At 54.4% G+C, this 24,728-nt stretch carries 30 protein-coding genes; 25 read left to right on the top strand and 5 right to left on the bottom strand.

The genetic code is table 11. The features are described 5' to 3' along the window. Nucleotides 1-20 precede the first annotated feature (20 nt). Nucleotides 21-1,151 carry a serine hydrolase domain-containing protein gene (locus ACMTNU_RS02975; protein ID WP_413933706.1) on the top strand — a complete coding sequence of 377 codons (1,131 nt, stop codon included), beginning with the start codon at nt 21-23 and terminating at the stop codon, nt 1,149-1,151. 2 nt (nt 1,152-1,153) lie between these two features. On the opposite strand, the gene ACMTNU_RS02970 is transcribed toward ACMTNU_RS02975, so the two are convergent. After that, nucleotides 1,154-1,471: a hypothetical protein gene (locus ACMTNU_RS02970; protein WP_413933705.1), complete on the bottom strand. Its 318-nt coding sequence runs from the start codon at nt 1,469-1,471 to the stop codon at nt 1,154-1,156. Nucleotides 1,472-1,606: 135 nt separating this feature from the next. On the opposite strand from ACMTNU_RS02970, the gene ACMTNU_RS02965 reads away from it, so the two are divergent. From ACMTNU_RS02965 to ACMTNU_RS02920, 10 genes are all read left to right on the top strand, one after another. Beyond that, complete coding sequence (locus ACMTNU_RS02965) at nt 1,607-2,167, top strand: CDP-alcohol phosphatidyltransferase family protein (protein ID WP_413933704.1); 561 nt, start codon at nt 1,607-1,609, stop codon at nt 2,165-2,167. A 148-nt stretch (nt 2,168-2,315) separates the two neighbouring features. Further along, nucleotides 2,316-3,530 carry a type II secretion system F family protein gene (locus tag ACMTNU_RS02960; RefSeq protein WP_413933703.1) on the top strand — a complete coding sequence of 405 codons (1,215 nt, stop codon included), beginning with the start codon at nt 2,316-2,318 and terminating at the stop codon, nt 3,528-3,530. A 190-nt stretch (nt 3,531-3,720) separates the two neighbouring features. Continuing rightward, nucleotides 3,721-5,415, top strand: a complete 1,695-nt coding sequence (locus tag ACMTNU_RS02955; protein WP_413933702.1) for an ATP-binding protein — start codon at nt 3,721-3,723, stop codon at nt 5,413-5,415. Next, nucleotides 5,400-6,785, top strand: coding sequence for a sigma-54-dependent transcriptional regulator (locus ACMTNU_RS02950; RefSeq protein ID WP_413933701.1), 1,386 nt, complete (start codon nt 5,400-5,402; stop codon nt 6,783-6,785). The genes ACMTNU_RS02955 and ACMTNU_RS02950 overlap by 16 nt, the downstream gene beginning before the upstream one ends. Then, the gene (ispE, locus tag ACMTNU_RS02945; protein WP_413933700.1) at nt 6,778-7,686 is read left to right on the top strand and encodes a 4-(cytidine 5'-diphospho)-2-C-methyl-D-erythritol kinase; all 909 of its coding nucleotides are present in this window, start codon (nt 6,778-6,780) and stop codon (nt 7,684-7,686) included. The genes ACMTNU_RS02950 and ispE overlap by 8 nt, the downstream gene beginning before the upstream one ends. Before the next feature lie 207 nt (nt 7,687-7,893). After that, nucleotides 7,894-8,835: a ribose-phosphate diphosphokinase gene (locus ACMTNU_RS02940; RefSeq protein WP_413933699.1), complete on the top strand. Its 942-nt coding sequence runs from the start codon at nt 7,894-7,896 to the stop codon at nt 8,833-8,835. 51 nt (nt 8,836-8,886) lie between these two features. Further along, a complete protein-coding gene (locus ACMTNU_RS02935; protein WP_413933698.1) occupies nt 8,887-9,666 on the top strand; it encodes a 50S ribosomal protein L25 in 780 nt (259 codons plus the stop codon). A 2-nt stretch (nt 9,667-9,668) separates the two neighbouring features. After that, nucleotides 9,669-10,253 carry an aminoacyl-tRNA hydrolase gene (gene pth, locus ACMTNU_RS02930; RefSeq protein WP_413933697.1) on the top strand — a complete coding sequence of 195 codons (585 nt, stop codon included), beginning with the start codon at nt 9,669-9,671 and terminating at the stop codon, nt 10,251-10,253. Nucleotides 10,254-10,310: 57 nt separating this feature from the next. Continuing rightward, nucleotides 10,311-11,402, top strand: a complete 1,092-nt coding sequence (gene ychF / locus ACMTNU_RS02925) for a redox-regulated ATPase YchF (protein ID WP_413933696.1) — start codon at nt 10,311-10,313, stop codon at nt 11,400-11,402. Between the two features lie 241 nt (nt 11,403-11,643). After that, nucleotides 11,644-12,405: a sterol desaturase family protein gene (locus ACMTNU_RS02920; protein WP_413933695.1), complete on the top strand. Its 762-nt coding sequence runs from the start codon at nt 11,644-11,646 to the stop codon at nt 12,403-12,405. Between the two features lie 28 nt (nt 12,406-12,433). Here ACMTNU_RS02920 and tmpT read toward each other — a convergent pair whose 3' ends face one another. Continuing rightward, on the bottom strand, nt 12,434-13,078 hold the full coding sequence (tmpT, locus tag ACMTNU_RS02915) for a thiopurine S-methyltransferase (RefSeq protein ID WP_413933694.1): 645 nt from the start codon (nt 13,076-13,078) through the stop codon (nt 12,434-12,436). A 217-nt stretch (nt 13,079-13,295) separates the two neighbouring features. Here tmpT and ACMTNU_RS02910 point away from each other — a divergent pair, with 217 nt between their 5' ends. Both ACMTNU_RS02910 and ACMTNU_RS02905 read left to right on the top strand, forming a co-directional pair. Next, a complete protein-coding gene (locus ACMTNU_RS02910; protein ID WP_413933693.1) occupies nt 13,296-13,517 on the top strand; it encodes a hypothetical protein in 222 nt (73 codons plus the stop codon). Between the two features lie 479 nt (nt 13,518-13,996). Next, a complete protein-coding gene (locus ACMTNU_RS02905) occupies nt 13,997-14,485 on the top strand; it encodes a hypothetical protein (protein WP_413933692.1) in 489 nt (162 codons plus the stop codon). A 517-nt stretch (nt 14,486-15,002) separates the two neighbouring features. Here ACMTNU_RS02905 and ACMTNU_RS02900 read toward each other — a convergent pair. From ACMTNU_RS02900 to ACMTNU_RS02890, 3 genes are all read right to left on the bottom strand, one after another. Beyond that, complete coding sequence (locus tag ACMTNU_RS02900) at nt 15,003-15,539, bottom strand: hypothetical protein (RefSeq protein ID WP_413933691.1); 537 nt, start codon at nt 15,537-15,539, stop codon at nt 15,003-15,005. A gap of 299 nt (nt 15,540-15,838) precedes the next feature. Beyond that, nucleotides 15,839-16,192 carry a type II toxin-antitoxin system PemK/MazF family toxin gene (locus tag ACMTNU_RS02895; RefSeq protein WP_413933690.1) on the bottom strand — a complete coding sequence of 118 codons (354 nt, stop codon included), beginning with the start codon at nt 16,190-16,192 and terminating at the stop codon, nt 15,839-15,841. Further along, nucleotides 16,189-16,416: a CopG family transcriptional regulator gene (locus ACMTNU_RS02890; protein WP_413933689.1), complete on the bottom strand. Its 228-nt coding sequence runs from the start codon at nt 16,414-16,416 to the stop codon at nt 16,189-16,191. Before ACMTNU_RS02890 ends, ACMTNU_RS02895 begins: the two co-directional genes overlap by 4 nt. 305 nt (nt 16,417-16,721) lie before the next feature. On the opposite strand from ACMTNU_RS02890, the gene ACMTNU_RS02885 reads away from it, so the two are divergent. From ACMTNU_RS02885 to fabF, 12 genes are all read left to right on the top strand, one after another. Beyond that, nucleotides 16,722-16,985: a hypothetical protein gene (locus tag ACMTNU_RS02885; protein WP_413933688.1), complete on the top strand. Its 264-nt coding sequence runs from the start codon at nt 16,722-16,724 to the stop codon at nt 16,983-16,985. 155 nt (nt 16,986-17,140) lie between these two features. Next, entirely contained in the window at nt 17,141-17,488 is a 348-nt protein-coding gene (gene rpsF, locus ACMTNU_RS02880; protein WP_090746549.1) for a 30S ribosomal protein S6, read from the top strand. Then, nucleotides 17,475-17,873 carry a single-stranded DNA-binding protein gene (locus ACMTNU_RS02875; RefSeq protein ID WP_413933687.1) on the top strand — a complete coding sequence of 133 codons (399 nt, stop codon included), beginning with the start codon at nt 17,475-17,477 and terminating at the stop codon, nt 17,871-17,873. Before rpsF ends, ACMTNU_RS02875 begins: the two co-directional genes overlap by 14 nt. A gap of 24 nt (nt 17,874-17,897) precedes the next feature. Next, a complete protein-coding gene (gene rpsR / locus ACMTNU_RS02870; protein ID WP_086425318.1) occupies nt 17,898-18,155 on the top strand; it encodes a 30S ribosomal protein S18 in 258 nt (85 codons plus the stop codon). A gap of 62 nt (nt 18,156-18,217) precedes the next feature. Continuing rightward, nucleotides 18,218-18,811, top strand: coding sequence for a YceD family protein (locus ACMTNU_RS02865; protein WP_413933686.1), 594 nt, complete (start codon nt 18,218-18,220; stop codon nt 18,809-18,811). A gap of 36 nt (nt 18,812-18,847) precedes the next feature. Continuing rightward, on the top strand, nt 18,848-19,033 hold the full coding sequence (gene rpmF / locus ACMTNU_RS02860; RefSeq protein WP_086418096.1) for a 50S ribosomal protein L32: 186 nt from the start codon (nt 18,848-18,850) through the stop codon (nt 19,031-19,033). Between the two features lie 208 nt (nt 19,034-19,241). Further along, a complete protein-coding gene (gene plsX, locus ACMTNU_RS02855; RefSeq protein ID WP_413933685.1) occupies nt 19,242-20,279 on the top strand; it encodes a phosphate acyltransferase PlsX in 1,038 nt (345 codons plus the stop codon). Further along, entirely contained in the window at nt 20,276-21,250 is a 975-nt protein-coding gene (locus ACMTNU_RS02850) for a beta-ketoacyl-ACP synthase III (protein WP_413933684.1), read from the top strand. The genes plsX and ACMTNU_RS02850 overlap by 4 nt, the downstream gene beginning before the upstream one ends. Nucleotides 21,251-21,372: 122 nt before the next feature. Then, nucleotides 21,373-22,305: an ACP S-malonyltransferase gene (fabD, locus tag ACMTNU_RS02845; protein WP_413933902.1), complete on the top strand. Its 933-nt coding sequence runs from the start codon at nt 21,373-21,375 to the stop codon at nt 22,303-22,305. A 76-nt stretch (nt 22,306-22,381) separates the two neighbouring features. Further along, nucleotides 22,382-23,125, top strand: coding sequence for a 3-oxoacyl-[acyl-carrier-protein] reductase (gene fabG / locus ACMTNU_RS02840; protein ID WP_413933683.1), 744 nt, complete (start codon nt 22,382-22,384; stop codon nt 23,123-23,125). Nucleotides 23,126-23,215: 90 nt separating this feature from the next. Then, nucleotides 23,216-23,449 (top strand): acyl carrier protein, encoded by a 234-nt coding sequence (acpP, locus tag ACMTNU_RS02835; protein ID WP_086418091.1) that lies wholly within the window; start codon nt 23,216-23,218, stop codon nt 23,447-23,449. Between the two features lie 2 nt (nt 23,450-23,451). Further along, nucleotides 23,452-24,714, top strand: a complete 1,263-nt coding sequence (gene fabF / locus ACMTNU_RS02830) for a beta-ketoacyl-ACP synthase II (protein ID WP_413933901.1) — start codon at nt 23,452-23,454, stop codon at nt 24,712-24,714. The last annotated feature ends 14 nt before the right edge of the window (nt 24,715-24,728 follow it).

The following is a 24,728-nucleotide window of genomic DNA, read 5'->3' as shown; positions in this document are numbered from 1 at the left end:
TTTACATCAAGTCTCTCCCCATGCCCGAACCTTCTGCAATTCAGATTGCACTTGACCGAGCTGTTGTGAATGGAGTTTTCCCAGGAGCAGTATTGGGGGTGCGCCAGGGAGACAGACCGATCGCACGATTTTCTGCCGGACGGTTATCGATCGACCCGCCAGGAGACTCCGTTCTTATCTCCACCATCTATGATCTGGCTTCCTTAACAAAACCTCTGGCAACCGTGACGTCTCTCGTTCTGTTGATTCAGAACGGCCAGTGTCGGCTTGATGCTCATCTCGCTGAGTACCTTGAGGAATGCGCTGAGAACCCAATCGGGTCTACAACCCTTCGAGACTTATTAACTCATCAATCTGGATTGCCTGGATGGCGAGGTTATTATGAGCGGCTCAGCCCAGATGGAACCGTTCCGTCATCAAGGGACGGGAGGAGCTCAGCGAAGCAAAAGCTGTTGAACTTAATCCGATCGGAACCCTTAGTCTATGAGCGCGGTGCTCGCAGCCTTTATAGCGATCTGGGGTTCATGTTGCTGGGGATGATCGTTGAACGGACCAGCGGGCGATCATTGAATCAGTTTTTCTCTGATCGTATCCTGCATCGGCTGGGGAAGCCATCCATTCAATTTGTCCTACCCGAGGAGCTAAATACATTTCTTGAGCGAATGCGTAAAACAAAGACCGGTGTCGCTCCGACTGAATACGATCCTTGGCGAGGCCGGGTACTATGCGGAGAAGTGCATGATCAGAATGCAGGTGCAATGGGAGGAGTGGCGGGGCACGCCGGGTTATTCGGAAATGTTGACGCGATCATGACTATCACAGGTGAGTGGCTGAAGGCGTACCATGGGCAGCCCGCGATGCTCGATGGGGATCTTGTCCGGGAGTTTACCAAGAGGCAAGCGAGAGGGGAGGCGTCCAGCTGGGCTCTAGGGTGGGATACTCCCTCAAAGCCGTCATCGGCTGGATGTCGCTTCTCAGATCAGTCCTTCGGTCATCTGGGCTATACCGGAACATCAATCTGGATTGATCCTGTACAGCGTTTGGAGGTCGTGTTGATTTCCAATCGCGTTCATCCTTCTAGTCGTAATGAAGCGATTCGGGAGTTCCGTCCTGTGATCCATGACCTCGTCAGTCAGGAATTTCTAGCCTGACCTCAAGCACGGTCTGGATAATCGATCCAGGTTTCCTTCTCGGCGAGATACCGGGTGCCCTTAAAATTAGGTCGTGTTCGCAGACGTGTAAACCCAAAATCTTGGAGTTTTTCAACCAATTCTTTTACGGCAGCGATAATGGTTGAGTGCGATCGACTCTCAACGATCAACGCTTCATACATTACTTTGGTGGAGTAGCCAGCCGAGGTTCGATTCACGAGGATGGCCCGGTTAAAATAGCGGTCACTCGGATCCACCCCTTCCACTTGATGTTTTTCGACCAATCCTTCCTTCTTGAACAGGAGCGGTAATGTGCTCATACTTCCGTATCCCTTCGCCATCGGTTGAGATAGTACACCACCGAGTTGATTATAGGAGGTGTCCCTCCCTCCCTGCAACTCGTTGACAAGCGCACCATCGGTTACTATGATGCCTCGCCTCGTCAAGTCAGGGGCATGTCCGAATTCCACTCCATGAATATTCCCAATAGTCTGACCATTCTTCGTATCCTCTTGGTTCCCGTATTCATCGGCTTCATGACCTACGGCTCCTATGGATTGGCCCTGTTGACGCTGCTTCTCGCCGGGCTTACGGATGCGGTTGATGGCTACCTCGCACGTAAGCTTAATCAGAGAACGCGATTGGGAACGTTGCTCGATCCGCTCGCGGACAAGCTGCTGCTGACATCAAGCTTTATTTCGCTCGCGGTGCTCCATCTCGTGCCGTCGTGGCTTGTCATTCTGGTTGTGAGCCGAGATCTGATGCTCTTGCTGGGGACGGTGGTTGCCCATGTGACGAGTACGCCGATCAATGTCACTCCGACGTTCCTAGGAAAAGGAACGACGCTGTTTCAATTGAGCTATGTTCTTCTAACCATTCTGCTGACATGGCGTGGGGTTGATCGCTCGACGATTACCCCGCTTGTTGTCTTAATGGTTGGGTTTACGCTTGCCTCAGGATTCCACTATCTGTATCGAGGATATCGAGATGCGAATGCAGCCCCTCCACTGACCTGATCCCCTTGTTCAACCTCACGATTCGCCTGGGGGACCAGGTAAATAATGTAATTGTTTTTGACAGGGTTTCGAGACGCCAGTAGACTCCTTCTGTAGTCCCTATAATTGTTCGATAACCGGCATCGGAGCCGTAACAGGTCGAGAACCTATGGCCACATTTGCGTACATCGGGCGCAGTAAGTCCGGAGTAGTGAAGAAGGGTGAGCTGGTTGCCAAGTCGAGAGATGAGGCTGCGGAGCAGTTACGCAAGCAGAACCTCGTCGTCACGAGTCTCGAAGAGAAGGCGGCCAAAGAGGGGTTCAGTTTTCAGCTGGGAAGTGGGGTGAAGGAAAAGGACCTGGTCGTATTCACCCGACAATTCGGGACGATGATCAATGCGGGATTGCCGTTGATCCAATGTCTCGAAATCCTCTCGACACAGTCCGAGAATGCCGTATTGAGAAAGTCGGTCGGTGAGATCAAGGGACGGGTCGAAGGTGGATCAACGTTTTCGGACGCCCTCAGCAAACATCCCAAAATCTTCGATGACCTATACGTCAATATGGTCCATGCCGGCGAGGTGGGAGGATTACTGGATACCATTCTCGGACGATTATCGAAGCATATCGAAAAGGCCATGAAGTTAAAAGGGCAGATTAAGAGCGCGATGGTCTATCCCGCCGCCATTTTGGGCATCGCCGCAATCGTGATTACCGTCTTAATGATTTGGGTCATCCCGGTGTTCGAGAAAATGTTCAAGGAAATGTCCGGTGGGAAAATGGGACTTCCGGCCCCGACCCAGCTCGTCATTGATATGAGTAATTTTGCGCAAGGGAATTGGTATATCATGCTGGGTGTGATCATCGGGTTGGTGGTGGGGATCAAGAAGTACTATGTAACGAAACAGGGGAGATTGGCCATCGACAAGTTCCTGCTGAAGCTGCCCGTATTTGGGGACTTGATTCGTAAGGCGTCGGTGGCCAAGTTCACCAGGACATTGGGGACCTTGCTGGCAAGCGGTGTGCCATTGCTCGAGGCGCTGACGATCTGTGCCAAGACCTCCGGCAACAAGGTAGTCGAAGGGGCGCTGCTTGAAGCGAAAGTCAGCATCAGCGGTGGGAAGACGATTTCGGAGCCGCTTGCAAAAAGCGGCACATTCCCGAAGATGGTCACGCATATGATCTCGGTCGGAGAGTCAACCGGCGCGCTGGATACCATGCTTGGGAAGATCGCGGATTTCTACGAAGACGAAGTCGACGAGGCTGTTGGAAATCTCACGGCACTCTTGGAACCGATGATGATGGTGTTCCTGGGAGTCACGGTCGGCTTCATCGTGGTGGCGATGTATTTGCCGATCTTCACCATGGCCTCTGCGATCGGGTAATGCATGCACTGAGGTGGGTGATTCTTTCTGCCCACCTTGTGAGTCAAGCTGGTCAGACGTTTGTCCATCCTTATTGCGGTAAATCCTAGCGGTATTCTTCCCGCCCACAGGCCTTTCAGCGGCGATGGCCGTCCCCGTCGAGTCCTGCACTCGACGGAGGATAATGGCCTGACTAGAAGGTGATCACTGCGTGGACGAGATCAAGACCAGAATTTATTGGTTGATGGGCTGGCGGGTCGTTCTTGTTACGTTGCTGTTAGGGCTGTCTCTTGCATTCCAGGTGACGAAAGGCGAGCGCGTCGAAACGTTCTATGCCTTGATCGTCTTTACCTATGGAGCCACGATCCTCTACGCCCTCATCCTGCAACATCTCGTTCGTCCAGAAGTACTTGTGCGGTTTGCATGGGGGCAGATCGCCATAGATTTTATCGTTGAGTCTGTGCTGATTGCACGAACAGGCGGAATTGAAAGTCCCTTTGCCGTACTCTACGTCATCAGCGTGACCGTGGCAAGCTTGGTGCCACGGCGTCGAGTCGGCCTGTTGACGGCAAGCCTCTGCATCATCCTGTTTGGACTTCTCACTAACTTACAGTTGTATGGTCTTACCGAGACCTGGGGTTGGCTTCCTCATACCCGACTGAGCGCCGCGGAAACGCTTCAGGCGTTCGGCGTGTATGCGCTGGCGTTTCTGGTCGTCGGGTTCCTGAGTGGTGCCCTTGCGGATCAATTGCGGACGGCGGATCAATCGCTCCGAGAAAAAGAGCAAGGGCTCCACCGTCTGCGAGCGTTCCATGAGAACATCGTGAACAGCATCAGCAGCGGGGTGTTCACAACCGATGCGCATGGCCTGATCACGTCATTCAATCCTGCCGCCGAAGAAGCGACCGGCTATAGCAGCAAGCAAGTCCATGGGCGCCCTTGGCGCGAAGTCTTCAACTGGCAGCCAGAAAGATTGGAGAGCGAGGGTGCTGAACGTGTTTCACATAATCTGAGATTCGAGGTCGAGTGTAAACGGGCCGATGGGAATCGGCTGATTCTCGGAATGACACTTGGCCCCCTACACGAGCAAGGCGAAACGACAGGACTAGTGGGCGTCTGTAAGGATCTCACGCAGATCCGCGATTTAGAGGAGGAAATGCGACGGAAGGAGTGGCTTGCCAGCCTTGGAGAAATGTCGGCGGGCATGGCGCATGAAATTCGAAATCCGCTCGGTGCCCTCGCCGGTGCCATGCAGATGCTTCGGAAGGATGTGCAGGCCGACGAAACGAGCCAACGGTTGGTGGAGATTGCCGTTCGGGAAGCCACTCGGCTGAATGCCATCATTACCGAGTTCTTGCAGTATGCCAGGCCTCCGGCTCTGAATTTGGTCGAGTGTGATTTGAACAAAGTCCTTGCTGAGACGTTTGATCTGGTACAACATGAAGCACGAACGAGAACGAATATCACTGTGGTGACTGCTCCGTGTTCTGACACACTGCCCGCACAAGTGGATCAGGATCAGATGAAACAAGTGTTCTGGAATTTTGCCGTGAACGCCTTTGATGCGATGCCCAAGGGCGGTCAGTTGACGGTCTCAACCGGATGCCGAAAGGTGGATGTGGCGGGTCGGAAAGCTGATGTGATTGAGGTGTCGTTTCATGATACGGGAGAAGGCATTCCGAAGAAGAACCTCGACAAGATTTTCTTGCCGTTCTTTACCACCAAGAAGAGCGGGTCCGGATTGGGATTGGCGGCGGTCCATCGCATCGTGGATCTTCATGGCGGGTGGATCAAAGTGGAGAGTGAGGAAGGGCTGGGAACGCGGTTCGGGGTCTGTTTGCCTCGTACCGCAGATTCTGGCGTCAGACTCTGGCATGAGGGAAGAGAGCCGTGGAAAAGATCTTAGTCGTCGATGATGAACAAAGCTTGCGCGAGGTCTTGAGCATCATGCTCAAACGGGCCGGGTATGCCGTGACCATCGCCATGGATGGTGAGGATGCCGTTGAGTTACTGCAGAAGGAGATCTTCGATCTGGTCATCACCGATCTGCGTATGCCGAAGGTTGATGGAATGGAAGTCCTCAAAGCGGTCAAATCGGCTTCTCCGGAAACGGTGGTGTTGATCATCACCGCCTTCGCGAGTGCGGACTCCGCCGTCGAAGCGATGAAGCAGGGAGCCTATGATTATCTAACGAAACCCTTTCAAGTGGATGAAGTGCAGTTGATCATCCGGAATGCGTTGGAAAAGCGGCGCCTGACGACCGAGAACATGTTACTCAAGCGAGAAATGGCGAGTCAGTCGTCATTCGCACAGTTGGTCGGTCAGAGCGAGGCGATTCAAAGAGTGTTTGAGGTTGTGCGGAAGGTTGCGGACTCGAAAAGCAACGTGTTGATTTGTGGAGAAAGTGGAACGGGGAAAGAATTAGTCGCTCGCGCGATTCACTACAACAGCGCAAGAAGCGCCTTGCCGTTTGTGGCGGTGAACTGCAGTGCTGTGCCGGAAACCTTGCTGGAGAGCGAGCTCTTCGGCCATATGAAGGGATCATTTACTGGTGCGATCGCGAATAAAGCGGGGTTGTTCGAGATCGCGAACGGCGGAACGATCTTTCTTGACGAAATCGGGGACACGACGCCGACCATTCAAGTGAAATTGCTCCGAGTGATTCAGGAGCGAGAATTTCGTCGAGTGGGAGGCAGTCAAGACATTAAAGTCGACGTGCGTGTGGTGGCCGCCACCAATAAGGATCTTGAGAAAGCCGTGGCGGACGGTTCTTTTCGGGAGGATCTCTACTATCGCCTGGACGTGATCCCTATCCGGCTTCCACCGTTACGAATGCGAACGGGTGATATTCCACTCCTCGTCAATCACTTCCTGGAGCGATTTGCGAAAGAAAGTGGGAAGCCAAAGCCGGTATTCAGCTCCGACGCGATGCACGTCCTGTTAGAACATGAATGGCGCGGCAACGTTCGTGAACTGGAAAATCTGATCGAGCGAGTCGTGGCATTCTCCGTGGACGGGCCGGTAACGGATGCCGATGTGCGCGGCTGGCTTCATCGGCCCACGGCGCTGCCGCCAGTACAGGGGGTCCCGTTGGACTTGACCGATGAAGGCCTGGATCTTGAGGGGCTGATCAACGGAATCGAAAAGGATCTGTTGCTCAAGGCACTGGAGCGGTCCAAGTGGGTCAAGAAGAAAGCGGCACGAATGCTGCGGTTGAACACCAGATCATTTCGGTATCGGTTAGAGAAGTATGCTATAAAAGGAGGTCGTGACTAACCTTTCTCCCGCATCGACCTCCCGTCCTCTCTCCATTCGCGTATTCGCCCCTGCCAAGATCAATCTCGTGTTGCGCATTCTCGATCGTCGCACGGATGGCTATCACAATCTTTGGTCGCTCATGCAGACGGTCCAGGTGGAGGACGAGATCACTCTTGAACTGACTGGTGCCCATTCCGGAGTCACATTGCGCTGTGACGAGCCATCGTTGAAGACGGATGGCTCCAATTTGGTCTCTCGTGCGGCCGTGGCGGTCATGGAGCAGAGTGGGCAAACAGGAGGATTGGACATCACTCTCGCAAAACGGATTCCAATGGGAGCCGGCTTGGGAGGTGGGAGTAGTGATGCGGCTGCGACGATTATCGGCCTAAACCAGTTGTTCAATCTAGGATGGTCGGTGGAACAGATGGCGCACATTGGCCAAACGCTCGGGAGCGATGTGGCGTTCTTTTTCTTTGCGCCCTCCGCGACTGTGGCAGGGCGTGGTGAGCAGGTTGCGTCGATTCGGATCAAAGGAACGCGATGGGTTGTTTTGGTCAATCCGGGTTTCCCGGTGGAAACGAAGTGGGCGTACCAGCAGCTCACTGCCAATCGAGCCGGTGTAGTTCCACTGTCCCAATCCCATGCCATGCTGGAACAAGCCTCTGAGCTGGGATGGGAGCAGGTGCTGGAGGCGGCAGAAAATGACTTCGAAGGACCGGTGTTTAAGGCCTACCCCCTGCTGCAGGAGATCAAGCATCGATTGCTGGCTCTCGAGGCTGACGTGGCGCTCCTCTCGGGGAGCGGGGCAACCGTTTTCGGGGTGTTTCGTGATGAAGCCAAGGCTCGTCAGGCACAGGCTCTATTTATGAATGAGCCACAGTTCAAAGTTTTTGTCGCACAGACTTCGTCTCCCTCGTAGTTGACCGATTCCAACATTCTTCGGGTCGTTTATTGACACAGACCGGAGATTTCTTATACAGTTTCACCCCTTGATTGGTTTCCCCAGTCGTGTGTGCTGCGACGTGTATTGTCATGCTGATCACGATCAGCATTGCGTGCCGCACAAGAACCACTAGAGAATCCAGCACGTTAGACTAACGACGAGACGATCAGTTAGGAACGTTCGATGAACAGAGAATTAAAAATTTTCTCTGGCAACGCCAATCTTGCGCTTGCGCATGAGATATGCGCGTACCTTGGGCAAAAGTTAGGTGAAGCGACGGTCTCTTCATTTAGCGATGGTGAGATCCGTGTCAAGATCGACGAAAATGTTCGGGGCGCCGACGTCTTCGTGGTGCAGTCCTGTTGTCAGCCGGTCAACGATTCTTTGATGGAGTTGTTGATCATCATTGATGCGTTGAAACGTTCATCCGCCAATCGTATCACGGCGGTGATCCCGTATTTTGGATATGCCCGTCAGGATCGGAAGGATCAACCCCGCGTTCCCATTACCGCCAAGTTGGTCGCGGACTTGATGACCACGGCCGGGTCCGATCGTGTACTCTCGATGGATCTTCATGCCGGACAAATCCAGGGATTCTTTAACGTGCCGGTTGATCACTTGTACGCACTTCCGGTCTTGCTGGACTACATCATCAAAAAACAAATGACCGATCTCGTTGTAGTTTCTCCCGATGCCGGGGGGGTGGAGCGAGCCAGGGCCTTAGCCAAACGGATTCAGGCCAACCTGGCCATCATTGATAAACGCCGAGAAGGTCCCAATCAAGCCCAGATCATGAATATCATCGGGGATGTGCAGGGGAAGCGGGTCCTCCTCCTTGATGACATGATCGATACGGCGGGTACGATCGTTCAGGGGGCTCAGGCCTGTCTCGATCATGGTGCGCGAGAGGTAATGACCGCCTGCACCCATGCGGTCTTGTCTGGGCCGGCGCTGGAACGATTACAGTCGTCGTGTCTTTCCCAAGTGGTGATCACCAACACCATTCCGTTGCGAGGGAAAGAGTTGATCTGTCCGAAGTTGCATCAATTGTCGGTGGCGCCGCTCTTAGGCGAAGCGATCAGGCGCATTCATGAAGATGAGTCGGTGAGTTCACTATTTGCCTAGCCCGGTCTGGGCCGGGCGTTGTGCTGAAAGCTGGGGAGACGGAGGAGAATCATGAAATTCGATTTGACAGTAGCGGTGCGAGAACAAGCGGGTAAGGGAGCTGCGCGGTCGATGCGACGGGCAGGAAAAATTCCGGCGGTGTTGTACGGCCAGGGTGAATGTCTCTCGCTGATCGCCAACCCCGACGACTTGGTCAAGATTCTGAAGTCCCACGCGGGCAGTACCGCGTTGATTTCACTGACGGTCAGTGGGGCCAAGTCCAAGCCGAGCCGTACCGCACTCTTGCGAGACTATCAAGTAGATCCGGTGACGGGGGCGTTGTTGCATGCCGATCTCTTTGAAATTTCCATGAGTAAACCGATTCGAGTCAAGGTGCCGGTTAAGGTCATCGGCAGCATTCCCGCTGGCGTGAAGGAAGGCGGCGTGTTGCACCACAACATGCGCGACATGCATGTCGAATGTTTGCCCGCGGCATTGCCTGATCACATCGAGGTGGATGCATCGGCCTTGACCATCGGGAGCGGTATCCATGTGAAAGAAATTGGCGTGCGCGAGGGAGTCCGTTTCTTAGATGAACCTGACCAGATGGTGGTGAGTGTCGCGGCTCCGATGTCGGATGCAAAACTGGAGGCCTTGCTGACCAGTGGTGCGGGTGCTGCGGGCGAGCCGGAAGTCGTGGCGAAAGGCAAAGAAGCGGGCGCCGAAGGAGCTGGGGGCGAGCCGGCCAAAGCTGGTGCCGCAGCGCCTGCCGGTGACGCCAAGGGCGGAGAGAAGAAAGACGCCGCTGCCGCGCCCAAGGCTGAGAAGAAAGAAGCAGAAAAGAAGAAGTAACGTTGCGTCTGCTTGTTGGACTGGGCAATCCGGGAAAGGCCTATGCCCAGACCCGTCACAATGTCGGAATGTGGGCCATCGAGCGGGCTGCCGCTCGATGGTCGATCCGGCTCTCACCGCGCGGGACTGCTCAGCGAGGTTCCGGGCGACTTGGACGAGAACTAATCGAGCTGGCCGGTCTCCTCGACTGGATGAACTGTTCCGGTCCTCCCGTGAAGGGTCTTCTGAGAGAGTATTCCCTCACGCCCAACGAGCTTATCGTCGTCCATGATGATCTCGATTTAGAGCCGGGCCGGCTGCGGATCAAACTTTCCGGAGGCTATGGGGGGCATAACGGGATCAAGTCCCTCATCGAAGCGCTGGGCACTCCACAATTTATCAGACTTAAGATTGGCGTCGGTCGGCCTGCACCGGGTCGGGATGCTGCGGACTATGTGTTGGAACCGGTCCCAAATGATGAACTGGCGGTCTTTGAACCATGTCTGGAGCGAGCGGTTGATGCGCTGGAGTGTCTGATCCATCGAGGGCCAGACGTCGCGATGAATCAGTTCAATATTCGTGAAGAAAGCAGAAGTGGTGAGTTGTGAATGATTGGTGTTGGGGAAACTCAGCACTCAGAACTCAAAGCTTAGAACTGGAGAAATATGGGACTCTGTTGCGGGATGATCGGGCTTCCCAACGTTGGTAAAACAACGGTTTTCAACGCACTCACCGGTGGTGGGGCACTTGCGGCGAACTATCCGTTCGCTACGGTGGATCCCAATACCGGCGTGGCACTGGTGCCGGATCCTCGGCTCGTCAAACTAACTGAACTCTTCGCTTCGAAGAAGACCACCTACAGCACCCTGGAAGTTCGGGATATCGCTGGACTGGTCGAAGGGGCCAGTAAAGGTGAAGGACTCGGTAATCAGTTTCTTGGTCATATCCGCGAAGTCGATGCGTTATTGCATGTGGTCCGTTGTTTTCAGGGGACCGATGTGGTCCATGTTAGCGGTGGCGTTGATCCCCTCCGAGACATTGGGGTGATCGAAACGGAGCTCATGCTCTCCGATCTGGAGACGCTCGATCGGCGAAAACAGAAAACCGAAAAGAAAGTCCGGGCCGGTGACAAGAAGGCGGCCTTTGAAGTGGAGTTTCTTACCAAGCTCATCGGCCTGCTCGACAAGGGCGAATGGTTGGGTAATCGGGAATACCCGGCAGAGGAACGGGCGATCCTTACGGAATGCCAGCTGCTTTCGGCTAAACCGGTGCTGTTTGTGGCCAACGTTTCGGAAGGAAAAAATGCCGACGAAGCCATGGTCCAAACGGTGAGAGACTTTGCTGCCAAGCGTGGGGCCAGAGTTGTCACGATCTGCGGGCAACTTGAAGCGGAGCTCTCGTCATTACCTGAAAGCGAACGGACGGACTTCCTAAGTGAAATGGGATTGACCGAATCAGGGCTCGTCCGGCTGACGCGTGAAGCCTATAGCTTGTTGGATTTGGTAACGTTTTTCACCGCCGGCGACACTGAGTCTCGCGCCTGGCCGATTCCCAGAAACACCAAAGCCCCGCAAGCGGCGGGTAAGATCCATTCCGACATGGAGCGTGGCTTCATCCGCGCCGAGGTCTACCACTACGACGATTTGTTGGCCTGCGGGTCTGAAGCCAAGGTGAAGGAGAAGGGCCTCTTCCGCCTTGAAGGTAAAGATTACGTCATCAAGGAAGCAGATATTGTCTATTTCCGGTTTAATGTGTAAAGGCAATTTGCCAGGTGCTTTCGCTCAGCACAGGGAATTGTGTCAGCTAACCATACAGCTCTGCTTCCAAATGCTCTCCAAGTAGCAAGCTATCCTAGCGTGTATCAATCCTTATCATGGTCATGGAGTGATGAGAATCCTTTTCGCGGCCAGAACAGTCCCCTCCTTTGATGTAGCCCTACGGACTTGACCAGCGCCTTCAGGATGAGCGATCCTCCTGCCTTGCCTTTTATGTAGTCACATGTCCGACGTCACCATAATGCTCGACGCGCTTGCTAATACGTTTGCGTGGGAAGGGATCGCCATCTATTGGGGAATCGGCCTGCTCTTTTTCGCGGCGGAGTATTGTTGGGCCACACGTCCAGTCCAATATTTTCAGGTATTCCTGCCGGATGTGGCAGCCCTCACCACGTACCAGATTTTCTTCGTCTTCGCCGCACAGGTGACGAACCAAATCCCGTTTCCGCACTACTCCTATTGGCGTTGGCAGGCACTTCCATTCGGTTTCAAGCTGATCGTGTTCCTGTTCGTTCTCGACGGAATCGGCTATTGGATGCATCGGTTTTGGCATACGTCCTGGGGGTGGTCGATCCATCGATGGCACCATGCGCCAACGGAGTTGTACTGGTTGGCCGGTGTTCGGGCGAGCTTTCCACAAATCGTCCTCGCCAATGTACCGTATGTGCTGGCGTTCCCACTGCTCAAGCCGGTGCCCGCATTGTTTTTCCCGATCTACTCCTACCTGATGGTGTTGACCAATAACTGGATGCATATGAATGTGACCTGGCAATCGAGGAAGCTGGAGTGGCTCTTCGTCACGCCTCGTTATCATCGGGTGCACCACCTGAAAGAGATGGGAAAAGCTGGGGCAAACTTCGGAGTGCTGTTTACTGTATGGGATCGGCTGTTCGATACGTATGTAGATCCTGAGCGGGTGGAATCAGCCGGGCCGTACGGAATTCAGGAAACCGTCCATCCCGTCCGTTTGGCTATCGGAGTGTAATGGAAAATATTCCCGCCCTCTTCTTTTCTTAGACCGGTCGTTTCTCCAACCGCCAAACATGTTCCGTTGCGGGGCACTTTCCCTTGAGCCCATTCGGGACGTCGATACGGGCCAACGGTGTGAGGGTGTAACTGTTGCTGTAATGGCGATAAAGCTCATTGGGGGTAACGGAAAACGGAGGCCCTGGCACGACAGTCTGATCGTACTCATACCCAATAACCAGTTGGGGCGCCAATGCCGTAAGGGATTTGAGATGGGTGGTGTATTGGCCCCTCATGGCCTCTGGGAGTGCGACTAACGCAGCCCGGTCATAAACTGCATCGACGGGGCCGAGGACCTCGCGGGACAGCTCGAAGAGATCACCTACGAAAATATCGATCTTCTCTCCGTGAAAGTGTTTGTGCCTTCCGACTTCTGATATGGTCGGTTCTATTCCCAGCTCGAGAAAGAGCTGCGTTACGGCCAATTCACTCAGTTCCGCCCCAGCCACTGCATAGCCTTGAGCCAGGAGCCAGCCGAGATCGAGTGACTTCCCACAGAGCGGTACAAAGACACGTCCACCTGGAGGCACGTGTAGGGAAGGGAAGTGGGTGATCAGCAGCGAGTTAACAGCGCGTTCGTGCCAACCGGTCTGACTTGTTTGCCATCGGTTGTGCCAAAAAGTTGGTTCCATGAAATCATTCCCTGTGTAGCCAATCTGTGTCATGCCATCCTAAAGGGTGGAGATAAAGAGAGGCAAGATGGAGGGCTAGAGTAGTGTCCGGGCAGAACGAAATGTCACTGCATGTCAGCCATGTTTATGTGGATATTGGTAACGACTGCTTGCCTCTGGAGGTAAGCGTGGCTGGTACAGCTTGCCCCCTGTTCACACCTCAGGTAGAGTGAAGAGTATGATCACGGTTGGACACAGACGTGAGCGACCGCTTGCCAGGCAGGGCGATGGAACCTTGTTGGCGGAAGGGGCTCGTTTTAGCGAGACAATCGGACATTTGGCCAAAAGTACATTTATCCCGAAAGGGGTGTATCGTTTTCGATCGCACCTGGAAGCAAATCAACAGCAAGCAGATTGCTTGGCGAAGGGCATGGGACGATTAGCCGCCAAGCGAGCGTGATGGAGGAGTACAGCCGACCCGCCACGCTTGAGGATCTCAAAACCCTCCTACGTTTTCTCAATCACCATCACGTCAACTATTTCCTGATAGGCGCTTATGCGCTGGTGGCACATGGCTAACACCGAAACGATTGAGTTCGAAGGCATACCGGTGAGCACCATCAATCTGGACGGACTTCTTCTATTAATATCGTCAAAGATTATTTGTGTAGACACCATTGATCGTGTATCCCGATGTGGTCGTAGGCATAAACGGAGGATATGAAAACCCGGACAGGGACAATCGTGCAAAAGAATTACTATTTAGGAAGTTTGTCATGGATGCCGCTGAGCGGTTACACAAGGCACCGGTACAGGAGAACCTAGGGCTTCCTTTGCCGTTTCTGGATTGTCCGGTGTCTACATGAAGTAACCGTGTCGCTGGATAGGGTGGGCATGGACTCATGTCCACCGCATTGGTCAGGAAATAATTCAACCGACATGAATAGATTTCTGAAATTCGCTGTAGGGCTGCTCATATTGGCACTCTTCTCAGCATGTGTTTCGCAGCATCGGCAGCGCGTACATTTCCCTGATCAGGACAAACTCATCGAAAACGCGCAGAAGGGTCGTATCTATGTCATACGGCACCCGTGGCTTTGGAACATTGCCAGCCACATGGCCCTGGTATCAATATATGATGGTGATATGGAGATTGGCTCCATTGCTGGACATCGTGGTTTTCTCAGTTGGGAGCGAGATCCTGGTCAAGCCGCCATAGCCTGCGTTCCAGGTCCAGGCCAAGTTACGGTCACCGTCGAGAGTGGGAAAGTGTATTACGTTCTTCAGCACCTTGTGCCTGATTGGGCAACTAATAACTATCTGACCCCACCTGGAGGGGAAGGGCTGTCCTCAAGGCTGGAATTAGTTGATGAAGAAACAGGGAGAAAAGAATTGAGCAAGGCTAAGCCACCGAATTACACACAATAGCCGATGTCTGTTAGGTGTCGCCTAGACAGCCGCTAAGCCATTTCCGCTAATGTTCTCGGCACATCGGCGAACCCGGAAGATCTATTCGTATGCGCCCGAAGAACCTCGCTTTGCTCGCCGTAACCGTTCTCACTCTGGCTGCCTGCGCTACTAACCAACCCGTAGCTCCTGGTCAGTTCTATCCCGGCTCGCTGCTAAGGAAAGTCTGAGTTATTCCCCGTTGGTGATGCGGGTAGACATCGGGTTAGATCGAAACCGTCAAGTAGGGTTGGATCTTGTATCGTGCAGCACTGGTTTATTGTGGCTGAACGAGAAAAACGGACGGTGGAGTGCAGATGCTACGGCTTGCTTGATGGACTGTCTATGGTGGCACCGGTACGGCTGCGCGTATTCAACGAGCTTTCATCTTGCAAACGAGGGCCTGCTTCGGTCCGTTGATTGAGGTCGGAGTCTGTGGGTTGTACGCCGATGGCGTGGGAGCTGACATCGAGTGGAGGCGGGATTGCACCGCCCGTGTTTACTTTTTCCCTGCGGCCTTGTGGCTGAGGGATGAGAGGGTATCGATAAGATCCTCAAAGCGGGTGGGGTCGTATCCCATGACGAAGGCAATGACAGAAAAGAGTCCGGCAAGACGGATGAATTGGTCGGCGCTTGTAACTTCGAACGGATTGGAAATGGCGAGCAGAATTCCTGAAATAATAGCGAGATAGACGAGGAATCCCCGCAGCATCGACGAAAACGGCGACTCAGAAAGATAAGACAGGCGCAGGGTCAATCGCCTGACCAGTTGTTGGTTCCCCTCTTTTTCTGCACTCTTCACCTGCTCCTCCAAATCCTCATGGTCATACATCAAACTCGAGCAGCCACCCATTAAGCCTGCCAACATACTGAGCAGGGCGACGCTGGTGGGGGTGTAGAGCAGAGCGGCGAGCACCAGGTTGTGAACCGTCACGTCTTGCTTGGCCAGTGCATCACGGTAGGGCTTGGAGTCAACTAGCAGGCCAGCAGAGAATAACGCGACCCAGGCCAGCATACTGGCAATGCCGAGCATCATTAAGAGTGTTCGGTTATTCCGGGCTTGGTGGGAGGGATTGCCCATGGGCGTACGGTAAGGAAAACGGCGTAATCTGTCAATGCGACATCTAACCGTTGTTGATGTTTCGAGAACGAGCGTGCTCATTAGCCGGCAGGTCAGGTAGGCGCAGATGTTCCCGTGAAGCAAATAGTTCTACCTGCTGTGGTAATCGTTTCGGTCTCGTAGGAATGAAGAAGGGGGCGGATCTTGTATTGTGCATCGTTTGCTTGTCGAAGAAAATGAGGGATTTGTCGGTGGTCATCGTGGAGATCTTCGTGTCATTGGTCAAGATCAAATATGAGTCGCAATGCCTTTTTGATAGGTTCAAGATACGGTTTTTCCAATTGACCTTGCTGTTTTTCAATCCGCGAGATGTCCACCGCCCGCAATTGCTTCATATTCACATGCTGCTCCTTATCCAAGCCATTGCCGGTGCTCGGCCGAATATTCACGGCAAATGGCCAAGTTTTATGACCCGGCAGAAGCGGAGCGACGATCACAGTCTGAGACTGCCGGTTCACGAGGTCGCACTGGATGATGACACAAGGACGTTTCTTCCGTGTCTCCGCACCACGGGTCGGATTGAGATCAACCCATCTGATTTCTAATTGGCGATACGAGCCCTCTCTCATTCGTCAAGTCCATCAGCTAAAGTCTCATCCCATGTCTCCAGTTCAGCGTGATAACTCTGATCGCCTGCCTCCTCACGGTTCGCCGAAAGGATTGCTTGTTCGAGCGTCCGCCGTTTTTCCCGTTTCAGCAGCTCGTTGATATAACCGCTGCGATTCTCGCCGCCCATCTGTTTCAGAAAGGCAAACGCATCAGCTTCTAAGGTAAAGGTGGCTCGATAGGTCATAGACATACTCCTTGATATGATAGTTGTATCATACTGAATGATATGAACAAGGGGGAGTGTGACGTACCTTGTAAGCATGGGCTTAGAAGCGTCCACGATGGCGTCTGACCGCCTGAAGAGTGGAACAACCCTATAGCCTTCTATCCGTATTGCTTGATGAGTCATCCAAAGGTGAACTGTTTGCGGAGGAGGACAGTGTGACGTACCCGCAATCATGACGAACCGGGAGGGGAATGGGTTGACGCTCATTTGCGTGCATCAGGAGAAGGCGGGCACCGTCAAGCTTGTCCATCATGCGCAGAAGAATGAATTGGTCGCTGCGGGCTACCGAGTGGGAAATTTGGTGCCAACACCGCTGGGTGCCGGCGCAACGTGCTCACCTACAATCTGCTCAGCGCGTTGAAACGCTGGCTTTACCCGGAGATTTGCCGGAAGCGCGTCCGAAGCGGTTACGGTTTCGGGTATTCAACACGGTCGGAAAGGTCGTGCAGCATGCGCGCTGCACGCTGGTCCGGCTCACGACGGTTGCGCAGCTGGCCCTCGTGGACTGGCTCGACACCACATCCTAGCGCTGAGCCTGATGTAGCCAGAGAGTAAGAGGCTTCCGCGATTCGTTGACAGTGTAAGAATGCCTATGGTACCGTCCTCCGTTCATTGTGCCAAATAGGCACCCTACACCTCGCTCCCGACTGATTCGGGGGCCTTTGTCCAGGAGGATTGCTGCATGGAGCTCTACGAGTCTCTGTTTATTATTCGTCCGTCCCTGTCTGATGAGGACACCAAAACGCTCATCGACAAGATGAAAGCAGTCGCCGATAAGACCGGTGCACAATTCATCAAAGCCGAAAACTTAGGGAAGAAAAAACTTGCCTACGAAGTGCGTCGTGAGCGAAAGGGCACCTACGGCTATTTTTACTTCAAGGCGCCGAACAACACCGTCGGTGAGCTGGAACGGGCCTATCGCTTGGAAGACGATATCATCAAGTTTCTGACGGTTCATCATGAGAAGCCGTTAGTGGAGCGTCGTCCGGTGGAAGCTGCGTCGCAGGAGTCAGACGGTGGCCGGATTTAATAAAGTCATCTTAATGGGAAATCTCACTCGGAATCCCGAGCTCCGGTATACGCCGAGCGGGACGCCGGTGGCCAGTTTTGGTTTGGCGGTCAGTCGCCGGTTTAAGCAAGGCGACGATTTGAAAGAAGAAGTGTGTTTTGTCGATATTGTGGTTTTTGGCAAACAAGCGGAACATTGCGGGCAATATCTCAGCAAGGGGAACGGCGTGATCGTTGAGGGTCGGTTGCAGCAGCGCCGATGGGAGACCGAGGATGGGCAAAAGCGCAGCAAGCACGAAGTAGTCGCCCAGACCGTGACGTTTATGCCCAAGCGCCAAGATGGTGGCGCAGGCGCCGAACCTCCGATGCACGATGACCCAGGCTATGAGACCGGCGATGAAGGTTAATGACAGGAGTATGAGGAGGCAGTGATGGATCGAAGCGAAAATGAACGTGGGGGTGGTGGGGGAGGACGGCTGTTCCAACGGAGACGTCCCTGCCGGTTTTGTCTGGAAAAAGCACCGATTGACTTTAAGGATGCCGGACTTCTTCGGAACTTTTTAACGGAGCGCGGACGTATCGTTCCACGTCGGATTTCCGGCAACTGCATGCGGCATCAACGTGAACTGACGGTGGCCGTCAAGCGGGCTCGGCATATCGCCATCATCAGCTTCGCTGAGGAGCGATAACGAACGTGATCGGTGCGGTTGGTGCCTCGAAATGGGGTGGTGGGATATCGCCGAGGGAACTTATGGGTATCTTAACGCCGAAAATCGCGGATATCACGGACGAGGGCCTTTCGCTGTCCGGAGACCTGACGGGCGATGAGCTAGGACTGACGGACGCGGATGTGTCTATTCGCGGAACAATGTCGGTCGGCTTGGAGCTTCGTACGATTGAACGGACCATCTATGTGACCGGTGTGGTGGAAGGGACAGCGGGTCGGCAATGTGTCCGTTGCCTGAAAGACTTTGACGAGCCAGTGGCATTTTCCCTGCGCGTCGTCTATGAGCGGGAAGTCAAATCCACGGGGCCTACCGGAAAACGGGACGGAGTACGAAAGAAAAAAACGGCGACGCCTCCGGCAGTTGAGGAGGAAGAGCAGAACGACGATATCTATTACTTTACGGGTGATCACCTGGAGCTCGCGCCGATGTTACGCGAACAGATGATCCTCGTATCCCCGATGCACCCGTTGTGTGCCGACGACTGTCTTGGTCTCTGTGCCCATTGTGGACACGATTTGAATGCAGGGCCCTGTCGTTGCGGTGACGTACCTGTGGGAGGCCCATTTGATGTGCTTCGCACGATGAAAGAGAAGCTGAAGGACGTCGGACAGCACTGAATCGCGGTCCGAATCGAGGCGGAAGAAGGAGTTACCATGCCGAATCCGAAACATAAACATTCACGGGCAAGACGCGATAAGCGTCGCACCCAAAAACTGCGAATGACCCCGCCGGGGATGGCTGTGTGCCCACAGTGCCATGAGTTGAAGCTTCCGCATTACACCTGTTTGAATTGCGGAACCTATAAGGGCAAAGCTGTCATTCAAGTCGAAGAAGCCTAAGCCGACTGTCAATCGATGGTTGACGCCCCACAGCGGCAGCTGTTCAGGCCTTTCTTCGTATCTGATGGTGCAGCGTTTCAAACTGTATCCGTCGTTATACGTGGAGGGCTGTCACATGTTTAAGCTGGTCTGTGGCGAGAAGGGTTCAGTGCGTCAGATCTGATCCCAGGGGGCGACACGTGGTTAGCCTGTCTTTCCAACACCATCCGTGAGTACAGCAAGCCGCACGAAGATCGCGCTCGACGCCGTGGGGGGGGATCATGGCCCGGCACCTTGTGTGGAGGGTGCACTCCAGGCTGTGAAGGAGTGTGACGTCGAGGTTATTCTTGTCGGCGACGAAGCCATCCTGAAACAAGAGTGTGAACGTCAATCCTGTCATGACCCTCGCCTGTCCATCAAGCACGCGTCTCAAGTCGTTGAGATGCATGAGTCGCCTGCTGCCGTGGCTCGAAAGAAGCGGGACTCGTCGATTTGGGTTGCGACGGAGCTAGTCAAGAGCGGTGAAGCCGGGGCAGTAGTAAGCCCTGGGAACACGGGGGCGAGCATGGTGGCTTCGTTCTTCGTGTTAGGGCTGATTAAGGGGGTTGAACGACCGGCGATCGCCACGAGCCTTCCGACATTGACCGGCGAGGCGATTATGCTTGATGTCGGAGCCAATGTGGACTGTACCGCCAACCATCTCGAGCAATTCGCCTTGATGGGGAACGAATATGGCAAGCATCTGCTCGGTAAGCCAAATCCTCGTGTGGGGCTCTTGAGTATCGGTGAAGAGGACAGTAAGGGGAATGAGGTCACGAAGGAAGCATTTAAGCTGCTCAAGGCAAGCTCAATGAATTTCGTAGGGAATGTCGAAGGGCGCGATGTCTATAGCGGGATCGCGGACATTGTCGTCTGCGATGGGTTTATCGGGAACGTTGCGTTGAAGATTTCCGAAGGGGTCGCCGAGATGATCAAGCGGCTGCTCCTGAAGGAAATCTCAGGACACTTCCTTGGTCGGCTCGCGTATCCCCTGATCGCCGGCCCGCTGGCCAATCTCAAACGAAAAATCGACTATGCCGAATTCGGCGGAGCGCCCCTGCTGGGAGTCAATGGGGTGACGATGATTTGTCACGGCCGGTCGTCGGCGAAAGCCATCAAGAATGCGATCCGGCGAGCCAAGGGAATGGCCGAGGGCGGTGTGAGAGAGCTCATTCAGCGAGATATCGAGGAAAGTCATTCCCATTCGGCGATGGAATCAGAGCAATGAAGGCCTGCATTTCTGGAACTGGCTCGTATGCGCCGGTCAAGATTTTGACGAATGCGGATCTTGAGCAGATGGTTGCCACGTCCGACGAATGGATTCGTGAGCGGACCGGCATCCGTGAGCGACGTCTTGCAGCGACGGGAGAGGCCTGTTCTGACCTTGCCGTCCAGGCCGGGAAGCGCGCTCTGGCGTCGGCAGGACTGATGGCAACCGATCTCGACATGATTTTGGTGGCCACGTGTACGGGTGATTACCCGCTTCCGGCCACGGCATGTCTCGTCCAGCATCAACTCGGGGCGACGAAGGCCGCGGCGTGCGATCTTTCGGCTGCCTGCTGCGGGTTTGTCTATGCGCTCTCTATTGCGGATGCCTATGTGAAAAGTGGGATGCAGCACGTTCTGGTGATCGGGGCTGAAGTCATGTCCGCGATCACGGACTGGACCGACCGTAACACCTGTGTGCTGTTCGGCGACGGAGCCGGGGCGGTTGTCGTCAGCGCGAGTGATGGGGAGCGAGGAATCCTCTCCACACAGCTTCGGTCTGACGGCACACTGTGCGAGCTGATCATGGTGCCAGGGGGTGGTTCACGTATGCCCCTTTCTGAAAAGGTGGTTGAGGAGCGCCTCCAGTACATCAAGATGAAAGGGAACGAAACGTTCAAAGTTGCGGTCCGAACGCTGGAAGAGATTGCTCGGACGACGTTGTCTGCCAATAATCTTCGAGTGGAGGACGTCGATCTCTATGTGCCGCATCAAGCCAATATACGAATTCTCAAGGCGGTGATCGAACGGTTGGGCCTTCCGGTCGAGAAGGTGCTCCTGAACGTGGATCGATATGGAAATACGTCGGCGGCTTCCATCCCCATTGCGCTGGATGAAGCGGTTCGTGAGGGGCGTGTGAAGGCTGGTTCGTTGGTGATGCTGGGTGCCTTTGGTGCAGGCCTCACGTGGGCGTCAGCCGTGATCCGGTGGTAGGTCGGTTCTGTCGGGAGTCAAGAGGAGCGTTGCATTGATTCCTTCTGGATGCAAGCGAGCGGTTTGTGAAAACTTTTCCCGTTGACTTTGCACGGGATTTCTAAGATATCTAACGCCCCATGATGCAAAAAATTGGTGTGGTATTCCCTGGACAGGGGTCTCAATCGGTCGGGATGGGGAAGGCACTCTATGATGCCCATCCCTCGTTGAAAGCTGTGTACGATGAGGCTTCCTCTGTTCTGGGGTATGACGTGGCGGAGTTGTGCTTCGCCGGACCGGCTGAACGGCTTAATCTGACCGAGTTTACTCAACCGGCCTTGCTTGTCAGCAGCATCGCGGCCTGGAGACTCCTTGAGCCGGCTGGGATCAAGCCCATCGCAGTGGCAGGCCATAGTTTGGGCGAATACTCCGCATTGGTTGCGGTCGGTGGGGTTGCCTTTCGTGAAGCCGTTGGCTTGGTTCAGAAACGTGGACGATATATGTCCGAGGCCGTTGCCCCTGGAACCGGCCTTGTGGCGGCTCTTTTAGGATTGACCGCTGACGTAGTCAAAGAAGTCTGTCGCGCTGCCTCATCAGGCGGAGTGGTAGCGGCCGCGAATTTCAACTCACCCGGGCAGGTCGTGATTGCCGGTGAGAAGGCGGCGGTGGAGCGAGCGATCACATTGGCGAAGGAGCAAGGCTGTAAAAAAGCTATTCCGTTGCCCGTCAGTGTACCGGTTCATACGCCATTGATGCAGCAAGCCGCTGATCGGTTAGCCAAGGACCTGGGTGCTGTCCGATGGTCGGATCTCAGTGCGCCGCTGGTGAATAACGCAGAGGCAAAGGCCATCAGCCGGGCAGGGGAGATCCAGGCATCATTGATTCGCCAGCTGCCGTCTTCCGTCTTGTGGGAAGATACGGTGCAGGCGATGGGGAACATGGGTGTGACTACCTTTGTTGAAGTCGGCCCTGGCACCGTGTTGACCGGGTTGATCAAACGAATTTTGCCTGGTGCGACGTTACTGAATCTCAACGACCCAAAATCCTTGGATGCGACACTCAAGGCGGTGAGCTGACAGGAGATTGTCCCGGGGGAACACTAAGTTACGAACCGCTTTGTCGTCTGTTAACGCCTTATCCGAAAGGTCTGCGATGTCACTACAGGGGAGAACCGCTATTGTAACCGGTGCCGCTCAGGGTATTGGTCGTGCGATTGCCGAAGCGTTGGCTCAAGCGGGGGCGGATATCGCCGTCGCTGATCTCGATCCCAGCCGTTCCGCGGAAACTGTGGCTGCGGTGGAACACATCGGGAGAAAGGCGTTGAACATCAAAGTCAACGTGGCCGATACCGGTGAAACCAAGTCGATGGTCGAACAAGTGCTCAAGGCTTGGGGAAAGGTGGACATCCTGGTCAACAATGCCGGGATCACTCGTGACGGCTTATTGTTACGGATGAAAGAAGAGGATTGGAACCTGGTTCTTCAGATCAATTTGAACGGCACCTTTAATTGTACAAAGGCGGTCTTGCAGCCGATGACCAAGCAGCGGTATGGTCGTATCGTCAACATCGCCTCGATTGTTGGGGTGATTGGGAACGCAGGGCAGGCGAATTACTCGGCTTCGAAAGCAGCCGTCATCGGGTTTACGAAGACCGTTGGGCGGGAATATGCCAGCCGTAATGTGACGGTGAATGCGGTGGCGCCGGGTTTCATCGATACGGCGATGACCCATGGTCTTTCCGCCGATGTCAAGGATACATTACTCAAGCAGATTCCGCTGGGTCGTTTGGGAACGCCGGCCGATATTGCCGCAGCCGTGCGTTTCTTGGTATCCGAAGAAGCCGCTTACATCACGGGTCATGTTTTGCACGTAAATGGTGGTATGTTGATGGTATAAAGACAGCAAGTTTCTTGGGTGAATGGCCGTCACGGATCCCCGTGTGGCGGTGCAAGTGAGAGTATACCGGGGAAGGAGGTAGTCAGATCGATGGCCACTGTAGAAGAACGAGTCAAGAAAATTATTGCCGAACAGCTGGGCGTGGAAGAAGACGAGGTCACACCGGAGGCCTCTTTCGTTGAAGACCTGGGAGCGGATTCGCTCGATACGGTCGAGCTGGTGATGGCACTCGAAGAAGAATTTTCGATCGAAATCCCTGATGAGGATGCCGAGAAGATTCTGACAGTCGGGAAAGCGTTGGACTACATTAAAGAAAAGTCTTGAACATGGGCGCAGGCGAATCAGATCGGCCGACTCGGCGCGTTGTTGTCACCGGTCTTGGGCTGGTGACTCCGTTGGGTACCGGAGTCGAGAAGACGTGGAATGCCATTTGTGCTGGTGAGTCCGGTATCGGGCGGATCACAAGATTTGATCCGTCCGGCTATGACGCTCAAATTGCAGGCGAAGTGAAGGACTTCGATCCGGCCCGGTTCATCGAAAAAAAAGAGATCAAAAAAATGGATACGTTCATCCACTACGCCGTTGGTGCGGCGCAGTTGGCCGTGGACGATGCCGGATTAAAGGTTGCGCCGGAAGAAGCCACACGGGTCGGGGTGTATATCGGTTCCGGAATCGGCGGTCTCGGGTCGATCGAACATTATCATGATGTGCTCAGAGCCAAAGGGCCGGGCCGCGTCTCGCCATTTTTTATCCCGATGACCATTATTAATCTCGCTTCTGGGCAAGTGGCGATTCGGATCGGAGCCAAAGGGCCCAATTCCTGTGCCGTGACGGCTTGCGCCACGGGCAATCATTGCATCGGGGATGCGTACCGCCTGATTCAACGAGGTGAGGCCGATGTCATGGTGGCCGGTGGCGCCGAAGCGGCGGTCACTCCGCTGGGTGTCGCGGGATTCGCAGCCGCGAAGGCCTTGTCGTTCAGGAATGATGAACCCACCAAAGCGAGCCGTCCGTTCGACAAGGATCGTGATGGATTCGTGTTGGGCGAAGGGGCAGGGGTCATTGTGATCGAGGAGCGCGAACACGCCATCCGGCGTGGGGTTAGAATATATGGGGAGATCATCGGGTACGGGATGAATAGCGATGCGTACCACATTACGGCTCCACCGGAAGAAGGCGAAGGAGCTGTTCGGTGTATGGAACTCGCACTGAAAGATGCGGGAATCTCCCGTGAGCAGATCGGCTATATCAATGCGCATGGGACATCGACGATGGCCGATGCAATTGAGACCAGAGCAATCAAGCAAGTATTCGGTGAGCAGGCCTATCGTATTCCCGTCAGCTCAACCAAGTCCATGACGGGGCATTTACTCGGTGCGGCCGGTGGAATCGAAGCGGTCTTCAGTATCCTGGCATTGTTTCATGGGATGCTCCCGCCCACGATCAATCTGGATGCCCCCGACCCAGCCTGTGACTTAGACTATATTCCCAACAAGGCTCGGCCAGTCGCGATTCAGATGGCCTTGTCGAACTCGTTCGGATTCGGTGGAGTGAATGCTTGTTTGATTTTCAAGCGACTGGACACGTAACACGCATGCCCCAA

Origin of the sequence: Nitrospira sp. BLG_1 (assembly GCF_047338595.1) — a bacterium.
Classification (GTDB): domain Bacteria; phylum Nitrospirota; class Nitrospiria; order Nitrospirales; family Nitrospiraceae; genus Nitrospira_D.
The sequence above is the reverse complement of the archived record's forward strand: the minus strand, read 5'-3'. Positions and strand labels throughout refer to the sequence as shown.